General features: G+C 66.1%; 9 protein-coding genes. 1 reads left to right on the top strand and 8 read right to left on the bottom strand.

All coding sequences use genetic code 11. The annotated features are described in order from the left end of the window. Window positions 1-37 precede the first annotated feature (37 nt). The 5 genes from NF616_RS16715 to NF616_RS16695 form a co-directional block, all read right to left on the bottom strand. A complete protein-coding gene (locus NF616_RS16715; protein WP_252274424.1) occupies window positions 38-2,188 on the bottom strand; it encodes a putative bifunctional diguanylate cyclase/phosphodiesterase in 2,151 nt (716 codons plus the stop codon). A gap of 26 nt (window positions 2,189-2,214) precedes the next feature. Then, on the bottom strand, window positions 2,215-5,601 hold the full coding sequence (locus NF616_RS16710) for a CHASE domain-containing protein (RefSeq protein ID WP_252274423.1): 3,387 nt from the start codon (window positions 5,599-5,601) through the stop codon (window positions 2,215-2,217). Window positions 5,602-5,759: 158 nt separating this feature from the next. Beyond that, window positions 5,760-6,440, bottom strand: a complete 681-nt coding sequence (locus tag NF616_RS16705) for a YiaD family glycine zipper/OmpA-like lipoprotein (protein ID WP_252274422.1) — start codon at window positions 6,438-6,440, stop codon at window positions 5,760-5,762. 78 nt (window positions 6,441-6,518) lie between these two features. Then, on the bottom strand, window positions 6,519-7,163 hold the full coding sequence (locus tag NF616_RS16700; RefSeq protein WP_252274421.1) for an MBL fold metallo-hydrolase: 645 nt from the start codon (window positions 7,161-7,163) through the stop codon (window positions 6,519-6,521). After that, window positions 7,153-8,202: an AraC family transcriptional regulator gene (locus NF616_RS16695; RefSeq protein ID WP_252274420.1), complete on the bottom strand. Its 1,050-nt coding sequence runs from the start codon at window positions 8,200-8,202 to the stop codon at window positions 7,153-7,155. Before NF616_RS16695 ends, NF616_RS16700 begins: the two co-directional genes overlap by 11 nt. Window positions 8,203-8,323: 121 nt before the next feature. Here NF616_RS16695 and NF616_RS16690 point away from each other — a divergent pair, with 121 nt between their 5' ends. Next, window positions 8,324-9,154, top strand: a complete 831-nt coding sequence (locus NF616_RS16690; protein WP_252274537.1) for a metal-dependent hydrolase — start codon at window positions 8,324-8,326, stop codon at window positions 9,152-9,154. Here the strand turns inward: NF616_RS16690 and NF616_RS16685 are convergent. The 3 genes from NF616_RS16685 to NF616_RS16675 all read right to left on the bottom strand — a co-directional run bounded on the left by NF616_RS16685 (window position 9,147) and on the right by NF616_RS16675 (window position 15,316). Then, the gene (locus NF616_RS16685) at window positions 9,147-11,864 is read right to left on the bottom strand and encodes a winged helix-turn-helix domain-containing protein (protein WP_252274419.1); all 2,718 of its coding nucleotides are present in this window, start codon (window positions 11,862-11,864) and stop codon (window positions 9,147-9,149) included. The two genes, NF616_RS16690 and NF616_RS16685, sit on opposite strands and share 8 nt — an antisense overlap. Before the next feature lie 127 nt (window positions 11,865-11,991). Beyond that, window positions 11,992-13,359, bottom strand: a complete 1,368-nt coding sequence (locus tag NF616_RS16680) for a DUF1329 domain-containing protein (RefSeq protein WP_252274536.1) — start codon at window positions 13,357-13,359, stop codon at window positions 11,992-11,994. Window positions 13,360-13,393: 34 nt separating this feature from the next. Continuing rightward, complete coding sequence (locus NF616_RS16675; protein WP_252274418.1) at window positions 13,394-15,316, bottom strand: DUF1302 domain-containing protein; 1,923 nt, start codon at window positions 15,314-15,316, stop codon at window positions 13,394-13,396. Window positions 15,317-15,435: the final 119 nt, after the last annotated feature.

Raw genomic sequence — 15,435 nt, 5'->3', positions numbered from 1 at the left:
CCTCGTCGCGCCTCGTTCCGCGTTCGACTGAACGGGATCAGCCAATCACCTGCGGCGGCTCGTCGGGCTGCCAGGTGCTCCAGTCCAGGCGCGCCGGAAAGGCCGCGGCCCGCGCCACTGGCAGCCCCGGCGCCACCAGGAAGCCCTGCATGGCCGTGCAGCGATGGGCGATCAGCCAGTCGCGCTGCTCCAGGGTTTCCACCCCTTCGGCGATGACCTCCAGGCCCAGATGGTGGCCGAGATCGATGATGGTGCTGACGATCGCCGCGTCCTTCGGCGAGTCGAGCATGTTGGCCACGAACAGGCGGTCGATCTTCAGGGTGTCCAGGTCGAAATGGCGCAGGTAGGCCAGCGAAGAATGGCCGGTGCCGAAATCGTCGATGGCGATGCGCACGCCCAGCGCGCGTAGCTGACGCAGTTGCTCGCGGGTGGCATCGAGGTCCTGCATCAGCGCCCCTTCCGTCACCTCCAGTTCCAGCTGCGACGGGTTCAGTCCGTGGCTCTCCAGTACCCGACGCAGCTCGTCGACCAGTTGCGGCATGCCGAACTGCACGGGGCTGACATTGAGGCTGAGCAGCAACTGGTCGCCGAACTGCGCCTGCCAGGCCCGGCACTGGCGCACGCCCTGATTGAAGATCCAGTCGCCCAGGCGATTGATCAGGCGCGTCTCTTCCAGCAGCGGAATGAACACGCCCGGCGTGATGGTGCCCGCCACCCGGTGCTCCCAGCGCAGCAGCGCCTCGAAACCGCGCAGGCGGCCGCTGGCCAGGTCGATCTGCGGCTGGTACACCAGCACGAAGTCGTCCTGCTCGATGGCGTTGCGCAGGCTCTCCTCGAGCATCAGCCGCGACCGCGCGCGGCCGTTCATCTCCGGCGAGAAGAAGCGGTACTGCTGGCGGCCGGCGCGCTTGGCCTCGTACATGGCCATGTCGGCGGAGCGCAGCAGGCGGTCGACCGTGTTGCCGCACTCGGGATAAACCGAGATGCCGATGCTCGCGCCCAGGGTGAAGTCGATGCCGTCGACCTTGTGCCGCACCGAGATGGTCTCGATCAGCTTCTCCGCCACCCGCGCCGCATCTTCGGGGTGGTCGAGGGTGTCCAGCAGCGCGGTGAATTCGTCGCCGCCCATGCGCGCGACGATGTCGTAAGGCCGCAGGCAGTGCTTGAGCTGCTCGCCGACCTTGCGCAGGATCTCGTCGCCGGCGTCGTGGCCGAGCGAATCGTTGATGCGCTTGAAACCGTCCAGGTCCAGGTAGAGCACGGCCATGCGCTTGCCGCTGCGGTCGATCCGCGACAGCGCGGTCTCCAGCGCCTGATGGAAACCGCGCCGGTTGTATAGGCCGGTCAGCGCGTCGGTGACCGCCTGGGATTCCAACTGGGCGTGCAGGGTGCGCACCACCGACATGTCCAGGGCTATCAGCACCATGGAGTTCTGGTACTGCGGCAACGGCGAGCAGGACAGCGCGGCCGGCAGATAGCCGCCGTCGCGGGTGGTGAGCACCGCGTCGTGCGCGCGGTAGGTCCGGCCGTCCCGCCAGTGCCGGTAGAACTCGCTGTCCTTCCAGTCGCTCGGCGCTTGCGGCGTGTGCAGGTGGGACAACAGCGCGCTGCCCTGCAGCTCCGTCACCGTGCAGCGGAGCATCTGCGCCATGGCCGGGTTGGCGAAGCGGATGATGCCGTCGCGGTCGATCACCAGGATGCCCTCGGAGGCGTTGTCCAGCACCGAGGCGTTGAAGGCGCGTTCGCGATCCAGCTGCTGGGTCAGCAGCTCCAGCTCGTGGCGGTGGCGCTCCTGCTCCAGCAACGCGCTGATCTTGTGCTTGAGCACACGCGAATCGAAGGGCTTGAGGATGAAGTCCACCGCGCCGATGGCATAGCCGCGCAGTACCGACTCCTCGGTGTGGGCAATGGCGGAGAGGAAGATGATGGGGGTGTAGCGGGTGCGCGAGCTGCCGCGCATCAGGCGGGCCACCTCGAAGCCGTCCATCCGCGGCATCTGCACGTCGAGCAGGACCAGGCCGACCGCCTCCTCCATCATGCAGCGCAGCGCCGCCTCCCCCGAATCGACGGTGCGCACGTTCCACTGGCCGTCGCCGAGCAGTGCCTCCATGGCCACCCGATTCTCCTCGCGGTCGTCCACCACCAGCAGTATCTGCTCGTCCGTCGCGGCCTCCTGCAATTGCGCCATCGGGCCCTCCTCTCCTCGCATCTGGTTCACCTCTGTACCCGGCGCTGCGCGTCGGGTTCCGCCAGCCAGCGATGCAGCATCTCCAGCAGGTCCTGGCGCGCCACGGGCTTGGCCAGGTAATCGTCGCAACCGGCGGTGATGCACTTCTCCCGGTCGCCCTTCATCGCGTGGGCGGTCAAGGCGATGACCGGCACGGTGCAGTCGCGCTCGCCCTTGAGGATGCGGGTGGCGGTGTAGCCATCCATGTTGGGCATGGCCATGTCCATCAGCACCAGGTCGCAGGGCTCGCGGCCGAACACCTGCAGCGCCTCCTCGCCATCCTTGGCGGTGATGACCGTCAGGCCGATTTCTTCCAGCAGCGCGGTCATCGCGTAGATGTTGCGGATATCGTCATCGACCAGCAGAACACGCCTGCCGTTCAGCTCGGAGTTGTCGGGCTGTGGCTCGAGCACATCGGCGAGGAACCCCTTGAGCGCGTTCGCCAGCGCGCCGACGTCCTCGCCGCTCTTGCGCGCCACCACCGCCGAGTAGCGGCGCAGGCGCTGCAGGTCGTGGCGGGTGACGTCGAGGCCGGTGTTGATCACCACCTGGCTGTCATGCAGCGGGCGCTGGCGATGCAGCGCCTCCAGCAGCAGGAAGCCGTCCTGCTCGGGCAGGTCCAGATCGATCACCAGGGCGTCGAAGGCCCTGGCCGCGTAGGCCTCGCGCGCCGCCTCGGCGCTGCCCACGGCGGTGACCACGAAACCCATCTGGCTCAGCTGCTCGCGGTAGTGCTCGCGCTCCACCTCCACGTCCTCCACCAGCAGCAGGCTGCGATTCGGCAGACCGCCGGCGGCGATGCCCTGGAACACCGCCTCCATATCGTCGCGACCGACCGGCTTGACTAGGTAGCGGGCGCCGTCGCTTCGCCAGTCCTGCGGTTGCGGCACGCAGGAGACGATGTGCACCGGCACCTCGCGGTACTGCACCAGGCCACGCAGGCGACGGTAGATCTGCCAGCCGCTGATGTCCGGCAGGAGGATGTCGAGTATCACCGCGACGAAGCGCTCCTCCTGCAGCAGGGCAATGGCCTGGCGGCCGGTGCGGCAGTGCACGCTGGAGAAGCCGTGGGCGTGCGCCTGTTCGGCGATCACCGCGGCGAAGTTGGGGTCATCCTCAACGATCAGCACCGCAGGGCCGCTGCCCACCCGCTGGGGAGGCGCATCGGGCTCCTCGTCGTGGGCCTGGGTGCTCAGCGCCACCACCGGCAGGCGCACGATGAAACGCGAGCCCTCCCCCGGCTTGCTCTGCAGGCTGATCCGGCCGCCCAGCACCTCGACCAGCTGACGGGTGATGGCCAGCCCCAGGCCGGTGCCGCCGAAGCGCCGGCTGGTGGAGCCGTCGATCTGCTGGAAGGCCTGGAAGATGCGTTCGTGCTGCGCCGGGTCGATGCCGATGCCGCTGTCGCGGACGACGAACTGCAGCGTCTCGCGCTCGTCGTCGAGCGACAGTGGCGAGCGACCGATGGACAGCTCCACCTCGCCGTGCTCGGTGAACTTGAGGGCGTTGGACAGCAGGTTGCGCAGGATCTGCTGCAGGCGTCCGCGGTCGCTGTGGATCATCCGCGGCACGCCCGGCTCGAGGTGGGCGATCAGGCGCAGGCCCTTGATCTCGGCCATCGGCCGCAGGCTGGAATCCAGCTCCACCAGCAGGTCATGGATGTTCAGCGGCTCCAGCTTGAGCTGCACGCGGCCGGCCTCGATCTTGGCCAGGTCGAGCACGTCGTTGATCAGGCGCAACAGGTCGTTGCCGGCCTTGTAGACGATGTCCGCGTGCTTGACCTGCTTCTCGCTGAGGTTGCCGGCCACGTTGTGCCGCAGCTGCTCGCTGAGGATGAGGATGCTGTTGAGCGGCGTGCGCAGCTCGTGGGACATGTTGGCCAGGAATTCGGACTTGTAGCGGTTGGCCAGCGCCAGTTGCTCGGCCTGCTCACGCAGGCGCTGCTCGGCGTCCTTGCGCTCGCTGATGTCGATGATCACCGCCTGCACCAGTAGTTCATCGCCGGCACGGATGGGCGCCAGGCCGACCTCCAGAGGTATCAGGCGGCCATCCCGGTGCTGGCCGAACAGCTCGCGGTTGCCGCCCATGCGGCGTTGCTCGGGCGCACGGTGAAAGGCCTGGCGCATGGCGACATGGCCCTGGCGCAGGGGCTCGGGCAGCAGGCGCTCGACCGGTTGGCCGAGCAGCTCGGCCCGCTCGTAGCCGAACAGCAGCTCGACCTGGCGGTTGACCATGGCGACATTACCCGCCTGGTCGACCAGCACGATGGCGTTGGGCGAGGCCTCCACCACCAGGCGAAAGCGTACCTCGCTCTCGTGCAGGCGCCGACGCTGCACCTCGCTCTGGTTCAACGCGCGCTCGCGCAGGAACAGGAAGCCACCGACCAGCAGCGCCAGAAGCGCGGCCGCGAGCAGGCCGAAGATCAGGCCGACCGGCTGGCCGACGTCACTGAGAGCTGCCTCGTACGCCGAGGTGCTGGCAACTCCGAGTTGCCAGTCGCGGCCGTAGATGCTCAGCGTGCGCTGGGCCTGGAAGCGCGGCGTTGGAGTAAACAGGTCGTCCCTGCTCAGCAGCGGATGGTCGGTGTCACCCAGGTCGATCAGCGTCACCTCGAACTGCGCGGCGCTGCTGCCGAGGATGCCTTGCATCAGGTCATCCAGGCGGAAGGTTCCGGCGACCATGCCCAGTAGCGCGGCGCGACGTCCCTCGACCGTGCTCATCGGTGCGTTCTGGCGGAACACCGGCAGGTACAGCAGCATGCCGGTCTGCACATCTTTCTCGGTTTCCTGGCGCAGGCGCAGGGGGCCGGTAAGCGCTGCCTCGCCGCTGTCGCGGGCACGCTCGATGGTGGCGCGCCGGGTCGCTTCGCTATACATGTCGAAGCCAACTACGCGACGGTTGCGCCAGTTCAGCGGGTTGATGAAGTCTGCGACCAGATGGGCTTCGCGCTCGCCGGGCGGATAGACCTGAAAGTCCCCGCGCCCGTCCGCCCGCACCGCCTCGACGAAGGCCGCCAGCTCACCCCGGCGCAGGTAGCGGCTCCAGGACAGCGCCTGGATGCCCGGATACTGCTCCTGCAGCTGCAGCTGGTCGGTGGCGCGCTGCCATTCCAGATCGGAAACGCTGTCGCTGCCGGCCATCAGCCCCGCCATGCTGCGCAGCACCATTTCGTAGGCGCGCATGCGCTCGCGCACGCCAAGCTCGACGCCGTCGACGGCCAGGTTGAAGCGCTGTTCCTGGGCCTGCCGGCTGGTCTTCTCCAAGGTGTGCCATTGCCAGAACACCAGCGAGCCGAGGCCGCACAACAGCAGCAAGCTCACCAGCAGGGGAATCCAGGGTTTGCGGGTGGGAAGCGTGGGAGCGAGATCGTCCATGGGGTCTCCTGATCCTGCGCCGACGTGCCTGCTCACCGAGACACGACCGCCCGCGCGCCTGGGCGCGGTCTATGTTGGGAGTGTAGTCAGGATTCTCGTCGGCGCCGCGCCCCAAAAATGCGAGAGGCCCCTCGCGGGGCCTCTGCATGATGCGGCTGTCAGTACTGTGCGCCCGGCAATGGACGCAAGGTGACCTCAACCCGCCGGTTCTGCGCACGCCCATCGGCCGTAGCATTGCTGGCGACCGGCTGGTCCGGGCCGGCGCCGCGGGTGCTCATGCGCGAGGCGTCGACACCCTGGGCCGAGAGGTAGTTGGCAACGCTCTGCGCGCGGCGCTGCGACAGGTTCATGTTGTGCGCATGGCTGCCGGTGCTGTCGGTATGGCCGACGATCTCGATGCTGTTCTGGTTGTACTGGCGGAACGAGCTGGCCAGGTTGTTCAGCGGTGTATAGAAGCTGCTGGCGATCTCCGCAGAGTCGGTGGCGAAGGTGATGTTGCCGGGCATGATCAGCTGGATGGTGTCGCCCTGACGCTGCACCTCCACGCCCGTGCCCTGCATGCTGCGGCGCAGCTCCTCTTCCTGCTTGTCGGCGTAGTAGCCATAGCCCGCGCCGGCGGCACCGGCCACCGCGGCTCCGATCAGCGCGCCCTTGCCACGGTTGTCGTGGTCGATCGCCGCACCGGCCACTGCGCCTGCCAGCGCGCCGAGGCCGCCGTACTTGGTGGTCTTGCTCATGCCGCCGGATTGCTGCGGCGCGTCATAGGGATTCTGCGAGGCACAGCCCGCCGTCAGCGCCAGCAGAACGGCAGCGAGGGTCAGGCGTGAGGGGATAGACATGACGGATACTCCAGAAGCGGAAAGACAGTCGGACGGACCGACAGCCGTTAGAGCGCAACGGCTGTGCAAGATTCCCGCTCAGGCGCGAATGAACGGATTTTCGCGCATCTCGTCGCCCAGACGGGTATCCGGCCCGTGACCGGTGACCACTGTGGCGTCTTCGTCGAGGGTGTAGAGGCGGCGAATCGAGCGCTCGATGGTGGCGTAGTCGCCGCCCCACAGATCGGTACGACCGATGCCACGGCGGAACAGGGTGTCGCCGGCGATCAGCAGCTTGGCCTCGGGAAACCAGAAACTGGTGGAGCCCGGCGTATGTCCCGGCGTGTGCAGCGCCACGCCGCAGCCGCAGGCCAGCGCCTCGTCGTCGGCCAGCCACTGGTCGGGCGCCGGCACTGGGGTGTAGGGCACGCCGAACATCTGGCATTGCATCTCCAGGTTGTCCCAGAGGAACTGATCGTCCTTGTGCAGGTGCAGCGTCGCGCCGGTCTTCTCCTTCATCTGCCCGGAGGCGAGGAAGTGATCAAGGTGCGCATGGGTGTGGATGATGCTGACCACCTTGAGGCCATGCTTATCCAGCCGCGCCATGATCAGCTCGGGATCGCCGCCCGGGTCGACCACGATGGCCTTCTTGCTCACGGGATCGCCGATGATGGTGCAGTTGCACTGTAAAGGCCCTACCGGGAAGGTCTCGCGGATCAGGCTGGGTTGCGGGCTATCGGTCATCGAAAATCTCCTCGGGCGTCACGGGCCGCGCACGATAATCGGTGGGCGCCTTGCCCGTCCATTTGCGGAATGCGCGGCGGAAGTTGGACGGGTCGCTGAAGCCCAGCAGCAGGGCGATCTCGAACAGCGGCAGGTGGGTGGTTTCCAGGTACTGCAGGGCCAGGCGCTTGCGCACCTCGTCGAGCACCTGCTGGTAGCTGGTGCCGGCCGCCGCCAGGTGACGACGCAGGCTGCGGCCGCTGGTGTGCAGGGCGCTGGCCGCGCTGTCCAGATTGGGGAAGTCGCCGGGCCGAGCCAGCAGCAGGCGGCGCAGGCGGCTGAGCAGCCCCTCCTGCACATCCAGGCTGGCCAGCAGCGCTTCGCACTGCCGCTCGCACATCTGCATCGTGGCCGGGTTGGCCAGGGCCATGGGGCGATCCAGGTAACGGCGCGGCAGGCGGAACCAGTGCCAGGGCTGCTCGAAGAGCGCATCGACGCCGAAGGCCTCGCGGTAGCGCGAAGCATGCTCCGGCCGCCTGTGAGCGAAGCCGATTTCCACACCTTGGGGCGCCTCGCCCAGCAGGAACTCGGCGATGGCGAACAGGCTGCCGAACAACCCCTCGGCGGCGAAACGGCCGAAGCCACCCAGCGGGATCGATTCGCTGGCGCGCAGCTCGAGCGAATCGGGATTGTCCACCAGCTCCAGCTCGAAGGTCAGCCCCAGCACCCGGTAGTACTTCAGCGCAAAGTGCACGGCCTTGCCCAGATTGGCGCTGGACAGCAACGCGTAACCGAGAATGCCGTGGGCCGAGGCGTTGAGGCGCAGCCCCAGCAGCAGCCCCAGCGCCGGCTCATCGCACAATAGCAACGCGGAACCGGCGAGCCGGTGGAAATCGGTGAAGGACAGCCGGCCGGTCGGGCTCTGCAACAGCTTCGCGTTGAAGCCGGCGCTGCCCAGCAGCTGCTCGCGCCCGACGCCATATTCGCCGGCCAGCTCCAGCAGCGCCTCGGCGTAGGTGACCGGGACCAGCTCGGAACTCAGGGTCAGGGGTTTGCTCATCTGCTCGAACCGGAGGGGCTGTGGCCGGATATGACCCGAAACATGGCTGAAGATAACCTTGTCCACGCAAAGCCCACAACCCATAGTCCGGCCCATGGATAACAACAAGATGGGAGGCCGCATGCACTGCTCGACCCCGCACCAACTGACCATCAAGCCGCGCCAGCCGGAATTCGCCCTGCCCTCGCCGTGGCGCCGTCACTGGCATGGCGGCGACGCCTTCAAGAGTCATTTCTTCGATGCCATGTCGCTGCTGTTCCCGGACGGCGAGCGCTTCTTCATCGACTCGGTGCGCGCTTACCGCGACCAGGTCACCGACCCGCAGCAGCAGGCGCAGATCCGCGGTTTCATCGGCCAGGAGGCGCACCACAGTCGCGAGCACCAGCACTACAGCGATGCCCTGCGCGAGACGGGTTACGACCTGGACTACCTGGAACGTCGACTGAAGAAGCGCCTGGCTTTCGTGCGCAAGCACCTGCCGCCCAAGGCGCACCTGGCGGCGACCACGGCGGTGGAGCACCTGACCGCGATCATGGCCGATGCCATCCTGCAGAACCCGGAGTGGCTGGAGGGCGCCGACCCGGACATGGCACGCCTGTGGCGCTGGCACGCGCTGGAGGAGAGCGAGCACAAGGCGGTGGCCTTCGACCTCTATCAGCAGGTCTGCGGCAAGGTGTGGATCCGTCGTCGCGCCATGCTGCAGAGCACCTTCTTCTTCACCCTGGACACCTTCAAGGGCCTGGTGCACATGCTGCGCCGCGACGGTCTGCTGTGGAACTGGCGCGTGTGGCGCGACGGCCTGGCCTGGCTGTGGGGCAGCCGCGGCATTCTGCGCCCGCTGGTACGGGCCTACTTCGACTTCTATCGCGCCGATTTCCATCCCTGGCAGCACGACAACCTGCAAGTGATCCTCGAACGCCGCCGCGAGTTCGATCCGGTCGAAGTCAGCTGATCAGCCCCAGGCCCTTGGCTCGCGCCACGGCCTGGGTGCGGCGCTCGACGCCGAGCTTGCTGTTGATGTGGCGTGCGTGGGTCTTGACCGTGTGCAGGGAGATGAACAGCCGCTCGCTGATCTCCTGATTTGAACAGCCGAGGGCGATCAGCCGCAGCACCGCCAGTTCGCGGGTGCTCAGCGCCTCGGCCGCAGCGACGGGCGTTGATTCGGTTTCGATCTCGCACGGCAGGCAACGGCGCAGCGCCTCGCCCAGAGGCGTGTCCGGCGCCGTCTGCAACTGCACCCGCAGCCAGTCGGGCTGGTGCGCGAGCAGTTCGTGAAACGGCAGCAAGGCGCCGCCCCCCGCAGCCTCCAGCCCGGCCAGCAACTGTTGCTGCGCCTCTCGCTCGCGCCCCGACACATAGAGCAGCAGGGCAAGCTGGACCTGGGCGAACGCACCCAGCAACTGTCCACCCTGCACCTGGGCCCGCTGGACCAGCGCACGCAGGCGCCGCTCGGCGGCCTCCGGCTGTCCCAGGCGACGCTCCAGGGCGGCGCGCTGCATTTCGATGTGCAGTGGAAGCTGCGGATGGAATTCCGGCGCCGCGGCCGATTGCTCACCGCCGTAGGTTTCGGCCAGGCGCAACAACCAGGCATTGGCCAGATCGATCTGCCCCTGGCCGAGCCACAGCTCGCACTTGGTCACGGTGATCATCGCCAGGTAATACACCGGCGGCACGTCCCAAACATGCATCAGCCGCTCGGCCTCGGCCAGCAGTGCAAAGGCCTCGTTGAGCCGGCCCAACCGCCCCTCCTGGCTGGCGAGGATGCAATAGCCCACCAGCAGGCTGATGTCCCGGCAGGCACGCGCTTCGGCGATGCCGGCCCGAAGCCGCGCACTCGCTTCTTCGGGACGCAGGCGCAAGGCCAGCAACACGCCTTCGTACAGGGTCAGCCGCGCGCGCACGGCGTAGACGCGCTGGTTGGACAGGCCGCGCAGGCGCTCCAGGCCGGCCCGGACCTCCTCCAGTGCCCGCACGATCTCGCCACGGGCCAGCAGCACGCGGCCGCGGTCGTAGTGACAGAAGGCTTCGAACAGCGGATTGCCGTGGCGCTGGGCCAGCTCCAGAGCCTCGCGGTTGAGACCGCGGGCGCGCCACAGGTCGCCGCGCACCACCGCCAGGTTGGCCAGGGTCGACAGGCACAACAGGCGCGACCCGTAGTGCTGGCTCGGCATGCCGGCCAGGGCCTGCGCGCAATAGAGTTCGGCGTGGTGGCTGTCGCCACGACCACGGGCGATGACACCGCTGATCGCCAGCCACTGGGCGAGCAGCGACTGCTGCTCGGAGGCACAGGGCGCCGGCAAGAAACGCACCAGATGGTTGGCCAGGTCCTCCGCCGCATCGAGCTGGCAGGCCAGGGCGAGCGCCCAGCTGTACAGCAGGATCAGCCGTGGCGTGCTGGTCAGCAGGCTGTCCGGCAGGTCCATCTTCCAGCGCAGCAGCATGGCGACGTTCTGCTCGGCCAGCAGGTGCTCCTCGGAGAAATTCTGTACCAGACTGGCCGCCACATCCGGCTGGCCGGCACGCAGGGCCTGCTCGACCGCTTCGTCCAGCAGGCCCTGCCCGCTGAACCAGCGGCAGGCGCGCAGGTGCAGGCGCGCCAGGGGTTGGGTCAGCTGGTTGCCGGGGGTGGTCCGCAGCAGGTCGGAGAACAGATGGTGATAGCGGAACCAGCGCCCCTGCTCGTCGAGCGGAACCAGGAAGACCTGATGCGCCTGCAGATGCTGGAGGATGGCGGCGCTGTCGTGGCTGTCGCGTACGGCGTCGCAGAGTTCGGCACAGAAGCGCTCGAGGCAGGCGGTGTCGCAGAGAAACGCTTGGACTTCTGCCGGCTGCCGCTCGATGACTTCTTCCAGCAGGTAGTCACGGATCATGCCCTGGGCGCCGTGCGGGCCGCGCTCGTCCTCGCCGGCGGTGAGCAGCCACAGGCGCAGGCCGGCGACCCAGCCCTCGCTGCGCTGCAACAGGTTGTCCAGCGCCTCGCCGGGCAGCTCGGCGCCCTGCGCCGAGATCAGCTCGCGGGTCTCCTCCAGGGTCAGGCGCAGATCCTGCTCCTGTAGTTCCAGCAGCTGGCGTGACAGGCGCAGGCGCGCCAGGTGCCAGTCGGGGCGCTGGCGACTGGTCACCAGCACCAGCATGCCGGCCGGCAGATGGTTGAGGAAGAACTGCAGGCAACGGTCGAGCACTGCGCCCTGGGCCAGGTGGTAGTCGTCCAGCACCAGCAGCAGCGGATTGTCGGGGTCGAGACGCTCGCCCAGTTCGTCGAGCAGGCCGTCCAGCCACTCCTCGAAGGCGAAGGGCTGGTGGCGCTGGCGCATCTTCAACAGGCCCAGCGCCTCATCGCCTATCCGCGGGAAGTGCTGCCGCAGCCCTTCCAGCAAGCGTTCGAGAAAGCGCCCGGGATCGCCATCGCGACGACTGAGGCCGAGCCACAGGCTGCGCCAGTCGACCGGCAACCGCTCGCAGAACTCCACGGCCAGCGAACTCTTGCCGAACCCGGCCGGCGCGCAGACCAGCAACAGGCGCCCGTCCATGCCCACCTCCAGCCGCTCGCACAGACGCGGCCGGCGCACGTGGCCGGCGGGTAGTGGAGGCCTGAAGAAACGCGCCTCCGCCGTGGACGGCAAAAGGCTGGACGCACCGGACGAGCGGGAGAGATCGGTCAAGGAATCGGTCTTGGCAGAGTGTGAACTGACCCGCAGCCTATCCCGTCGAGCCCCGCATTTGAAGTCCGCACACGACCACAAACAAAAAAGCCGGCACAAGGCCGGCTTCTTCGATGACGCGGAGGACTTAACGCACGCCGGCCTGACGCAGGGCAGCCGGGGTGAAGTCGGTGGTAGCGGCCTTGTAACCGAAGTCGTAGGCCTTCTTCTCCTCGTTCTTCATGCCAAGGGCCAGGTAACGACCGGAGATCACGTCGTAGAGGGTTTCCAGGGTGTACCACGGTACCTGCTTGTCGTAGTAGTACTGGGAGTGAGCCTCGGCGACGCGCCACAGGGAACCACGGCCATCGTAGTGATCGATGACGGCGGCTTGCCAGGTGTCCTCGTCGATGTACATGTCACGCTTGGCATAGATGTGACGCTCGCCGGCCTTCAGGGTCGCGGTCACGTGCCAGACGCGGTGCAGCTCGTAGCGAGCCAGATCCTGGTTGATGTGGCCAGCCTTGATGATCTCGTCGTACTTCAGCTTCGGCGAGTCGAGGTCGTAGGAGTTGTACGGAATGTAGATCTCCTTCTTGCCATTCAGCTTCCAGTCGTAGCGATCCGGAGCACCGTTGTACATGTCCAGGTTGTCGGAAGTACGCAGTCCATCGGCAGCGGTACCCGGGCCGTCGTAGGACACCTGCGGTGCACGGCGAACACGACGCTGGCCGGCGTTGTACAGCCATGCCAGACGCGGCTCCTTCACCTGGTTCAGGGTCTCGTGGACCAGCAGCACGTTACCGGCCAGACGCGCCGGAGCGGTTACACGCTGCTTGAAGTAGAACAGGATGTTGCTCGACTTGCTCGGATCGTAGTCGGTCAGGCTGGTCGGGAAGACGAACTCATCCTGGAAGTACACCAGGCTGAACGAGCCGTTGGCCTGAGGAGTAGCCTGGGTCACCAGACGGCTCACGCTGCCGCCGCGGTAGCGGGTGATCTGGTTCCAGACCACTTCCAGGCCGTTCTGCGGAATCGGGAACGGGTTGGCGGTCTTGAAGTTCTCCAGACCGTTGCCGCCCTCTACCAGCTTGGCATTGGTGGCGTTCTGCTTGGTGTCGTCCAGCACGTTCTGCGGCAGGTTCGCAGAGCGGTGCGTGGTGTACACCGGCATCTTGAAGGTTTCCGGATAGCGCTTGAACATCGCCAGCTGGCCGGGGGTCAGCTTGTCCTTGTACTGATCGACGTTCTGCGCGGTGATGGTGAACAGCGGCTTTTCGCTGGCGAACGGGTTCGACAGGAAGCCCTTGTCGTCCACGGTGCCTGCGTCCTTCGGCAGACCGCCGGTCCACTCGGGAATCGAGCCATCGGCGTTGCCGGCCTTCTCGGCGCCGACCGGGGTCAGCGTGGTGCCGAGCTTGGCAGCCTCATCGGCAGAAACGGCAGCCATTACGCTAGTGGCCAGCATCGACAGGGCCAGAACACCGGATTGCAGCATGTACTTTGTTGTTTTCATTTGCATGTGTATTCCTCAGAGATCCTGGTCTCGCTTAGAAGCTGGCGCCAAAGCTCAGTGCCACGAAGTCGCGGTCAACCGAGGTGTTGTAATCGCCACCGAAGAAATCGGTGTAGGACAGGTTCGCGGTGTAGGTGTTCTGGTACTCGGCCTCCAGACCAAGGCTTACGGCTTTGGAGTCCTCGGTGAACAGGTTGTTCGGACCGTAGCCGTCCACGTCATGCGACCAGGCAACGCTCGGGCGCAGGTTCACACCAGCGAACACGTCCGGGTAGTCCCAGATGGCGCGAGCGCGGTAGCCCCAAGAGGTCGACGTGACGAAACCGTCATCGTTGCAATGCTTGCTGACATTCTCTGCGGTGGGGCTGCCGAGGGTGCCGGCGTTCAGGGCGACACAGGTCGGCAGGCCGCTGAGGGTGCCAGGCAGTGCGCCAGGGCCATAAATCGGATCGCGCCCATAGCGAACTTCACTGCTGTTTTCCAGACCACCGACATGGACCACGCCGACTTCACCGACCAAGGTCAGACGCGATGCGCCCATGACCTGATCGAAGAAGTGGGTGAAGGTAGTCTGGAACTGGGTGATTTCCTTGCGGCGGTAGCCATGCAGATCGCTGTCGGCCTGACCGTCCAGCAGCGAGGCGTTGGCGTAGACCGGAATACCACCCACGCTGATCGGCGCCAAACCGGCGTAAAGGATATCGGTGGTGTTCAGCTGCACCGGCGCGTTCGGACGATAGCTCAGCTCGCCGGACCAGGCGGTCCCGGTGGGCAGGGTGGTCGAGAAGCTCACACCGTAGAGACGGATGTCCTCGGGATACTCGAGGAAGTAGCTGCCGTTACCCGCCATGCCAGCCGCGGCCAAGCGCGCCGCAGTCGAAGTACCGACCAGACCAGCCGCGCCAGTGGCAACGGTATTGATCGCGTCTACCGCAGCCTGGGAAGGACCGCCACCACTGAACACCGGAGTACGGCTGTGGTAGTTCATGAAGTAGGCGCCGAACTCGGTATCCAGCGGCTCGGAGAAATAGCGCAGAGCGAGGCCGAACTGGCCGCCGTCGCGAGCGTCACGGTCGCCGCCACGGCGAACCACGATGCCCTCGTTCCAGGGAGAGCTTTCGATACCGAAGCCGGCTGGAGCAAGGAACGAGTTGACGAGGGCGATGGACGCCGGATCGTTGCTCAACACAGCCAGATTCTGGTCGCAGCCGTCGGCGACGATGTCGGCCTGGGAGAAGAAGGTGCCGCAGTTGTCGACTACGGTCTGATCCCACTCGAGCTGGTAGAAGGCTTCGGCCGACAGGTTGTCGGTCAGGCTCTGGGACACATAGAACATGTTGACCGGAATCAGGCCTTCCTTGATTTCGGCACCAGGGCGACGAAACGCCGACACGTCTACTGGGTTGATCGAGTTGATGCTGTTCAGGATGAAGGTACTTTCACCCCAGCTCACCACCTGCTTGCCGAGACGGACGCTACCCGGCTGCTCCAGCATGGAGTAGTTGTGGTAAACGAAGGCGTCGAGAATTTCCGCACCGGAAGACTGGGCGCCTTCTTTGCGATTGTGGTCGTCGATGTCCTTAAATTCGCGGTGCTCATCCTTCAGTTCGAAGTCGTACCAGTACTTGCCACGAACGAACACACCGGTATCGCCGTACTTCAGCTCCAGATCGTGGATGCCCTTAAAGATCTTCGAGAAGGTCTCGCCCTTCTTGAAGTTCATGTGGCCATCGTCGGAGGTCTGGGACAGGCCATCGCCGCCATTATTGACCCCGATCAGATCCGGATCGGCGCTACGCACCGACCAGCTGGCACCAACGGACAGAGAGGAATCGAGCTGACCCTCGATCTCACCGATATTGAAGGTGACACCGAAAGCCGGGGCAGCGAGGGTTGAGGCAAGGCTGACTGCCAGAGGCAGTTTGGCCAGACGCCAGAACGGTTGGGTGATTGTCATCGACGCTACTCCATGTGTTTTTTGTTATGGATGCCGCGGACTATAGCTACCACCCCCCTAGGCTTGATCCCCCTAAAGTGTGATTTCCTGCCCCCGGCCTCTCTAGACCGGCCGGTCAC

It is taken from the genome of Pseudomonas subflava (assembly GCF_023823685.1).
Taxonomy (GTDB): Bacteria; Pseudomonadota; Gammaproteobacteria; order Pseudomonadales; family Pseudomonadaceae; genus Aquipseudomonas; species Aquipseudomonas subflava.
The sequence above is the reverse complement of the archived record's forward strand: the minus strand, read 5'-3'. Positions and strand labels throughout refer to the sequence as shown.

Excerpts from the sequence above, each read along its gene's own strand:
- NF616_RS16680 (WP_252274536.1), bottom strand. The coding sequence starts at position 13,359 with ATGAAAACAACAAAGTACATGCTGCAATCCGGTGTTCTGGCCCTGTCG.
- NF616_RS16710 (WP_252274423.1), bottom strand. The coding sequence starts at position 5,601 with ATGGACGATCTCGCTCCCACGCTTCCCACCCGCAAACCCTGGATTCCC.
- NF616_RS16695 (WP_252274420.1), bottom strand. The coding sequence starts at position 8,202 with ATGAGCAAACCCCTGACCCTGAGTTCCGAGCTGGTCCCGGTCACCTAC.
- NF616_RS16690 (WP_252274537.1), top strand. The coding sequence starts at position 8,324 with ATGCACTGCTCGACCCCGCACCAACTGACCATCAAGCCGCGCCAGCCG.
- NF616_RS16705 (WP_252274422.1), bottom strand. The coding sequence starts at position 6,440 with ATGTCTATCCCCTCACGCCTGACCCTCGCTGCCGTTCTGCTGGCGCTG.
- NF616_RS16675 (WP_252274418.1), bottom strand. The coding sequence starts at position 15,316 with ATGACAATCACCCAACCGTTCTGGCGTCTGGCCAAACTGCCTCTGGCA.
- NF616_RS16715 (WP_252274424.1), bottom strand. The coding sequence starts at position 2,188 with ATGGCGCAATTGCAGGAGGCCGCGACGGACGAGCAGATACTGCTGGTG.
- NF616_RS16700 (WP_252274421.1), bottom strand. The coding sequence starts at position 7,163 with ATGACCGATAGCCCGCAACCCAGCCTGATCCGCGAGACCTTCCCGGTA.